The organism is Bartonella sp. OC16QHHD (assembly GCF_042194035.1).
In the GTDB taxonomy this organism is placed as follows: Bacteria; Pseudomonadota; Alphaproteobacteria; order Rhizobiales; family Rhizobiaceae; genus Bartonella.
Window position 1 is genome coordinate 1 of record NZ_JBHIMJ010000030.1, and the last position, 1,701, is coordinate 1,701.

A 1,701-nucleotide genomic window follows, 5' to 3' on the forward strand; every position below is an offset into this window, starting at 1 on the left:
TTTGGTTGCAAGTTATACGGTAGATACAAGAATAAGCGTTCCTTCTCTTTCGGCGGGGAAGGATTATTATGTTTATTTGGTTTCTGATGGAGGACAGTCTCATAAATTTGTTTTATCAGAAAACTCTACGTATCCAAGGGATTACACAGTGAGTAATTCGCGAAAGATAGGAGGGTTTCATACGCTCTGTGCGGATGTTGGTACGATTTCCGGTCACCCCTTGTCTGGTTATAGGGCAGGGGATATTTTACCCAATTCAGTTTGGTGTCTCAATCACCGCCCGCATAGTTCACCAGAAGGTATGGTTTATGATCCTTTGCAAGATCTTTGGGTTGATATTTATCTTCAATCAGGGACGGGTGAAAATACGAAATCAATGTATCGTACCAATATAACAACAAACCGTAATTATACCGAACATGTAACAGATATGGCGCGTGTTAAAAAATCTTTACTGAGTGATGAAGCGTTTGCTTCTGCTATGTATGGAAGCAATGAAAAGACACATATTGTTGGCAAGAAAGAACCAACCTCTAAGGTTTCAGGTGGATATAAGGATACGGCGAATCGTCGAATGATCTCGCATATCGGTTGTGAGGATGGTTGCGGTTATGTTTGGCAATTTTTATCGGGCACGTTTCCTATACCCATAAGCCGTACGCAAAATACGTTTGAAATGAGAGCATTGTTAGGGGGTGGTAGCTGGAGTAATACAACGGATAATGGGCGTTTTACTCGAGCCGCCATGATCGTCAATGGTGGAAATGAACAAGTTGCGGCGCGTGGATGTAGCCATACGCGTCATTTTGTTTAGGAGGGAGAGATGATAGAATATCCAGAACATTTAAATAGCAAAGAAGATTATCTGAACATGCTTTCTTTTGACAAAGTTGAAACAGTAAGAAGGCTAGGGAATCTTTTAGCAACACGTTTTTATTGGGTTTTTGTTAAAGAGCTTGGAGAGGGAGAAGAGGGGATTGAAGATGACACGCATAAGGTTTGTCTAACAACAACCATGCCGTTTGATTTAAATGGTGATTTTGTAGAAAAGCGTTGTCAGTATGAATTACAGGAAAGCGACTATGCGCCGCTCTTTCAACTTGGCTTTCGTGTTGAAGAAGTCGAGCAGCTGATCAAAGAGCATAGCCAATAGAGATCATAAGAAAACATTTTTATGCCGCCTCACTTTTGTGGGGCTTTTTTTATGGAGCGTCAGATGAGAAAGATATCGAAAGAAGGATTAGAGCTTATCAAACAATGGGAAGGTTTGCGTTTAGAGGCATATAGAGACACGGCATGTGTCTGGACGATTGGTTATGGTCACACCAGCAATGCGGGTCACCCCCTTGTCAAAAAAGGCATGTGTATTAGCCAAAAGCAAGCAGAAGAAATCCTTTGTGAAGACTTAAAGCAATTTGAGAAGACGGTAGAGGAATCGGTGACGGTTTCGTTAACGGATTGCCAATTCGCGGCATTGGTCTCATTTTGCTATAATGTAGGAACAGCTGCTTTTCGCAAGTCAACCTTATTGAAGAAGCTTAATCAAGGGGATTATGAAGCCGTACCCTTAGAATTACAGAAATGGAATAAGGTCGGTGGGAAGCCTCTTGCGGGTTTAGCCAACCGTCGAGCAGCAGAAGCGGGATTATGGGTAAAAGGGGCTTATGTTTCTTCGAATTATCAAAGGGTAGAAACGAAAAC

At 42.0% G+C, this 1,701-nt stretch carries 2 protein-coding genes and 1 pseudogene; all 3 read left to right on the top strand.

What is annotated here, in order from left to right:
* Window positions 1-814, top strand: a pseudogene (locus ACFIK1_RS04245) (hypothetical protein); the annotation flags it as partial.
* 9 nt (window positions 815-823) lie between these two features.
* On the top strand, window positions 824-1,153 hold the full coding sequence (locus ACFIK1_RS04250) for a hypothetical protein (protein ID WP_375662164.1): 330 nt from the start codon (window positions 824-826) through the stop codon (window positions 1,151-1,153).
* Between the two features lie 63 nt (window positions 1,154-1,216).
* A partial coding sequence (locus ACFIK1_RS04255) for a lysozyme (RefSeq protein WP_375662165.1) occupies window positions 1,217-1,701 on the top strand: 485 nt, incomplete at its 3' end.

Excerpts from the sequence above, each read along its gene's own strand:
- ACFIK1_RS04250 (WP_375662164.1), top strand. The coding sequence starts at position 824 with ATGATAGAATATCCAGAACATTTAAATAGCAAAGAAGATTATCTGAAC.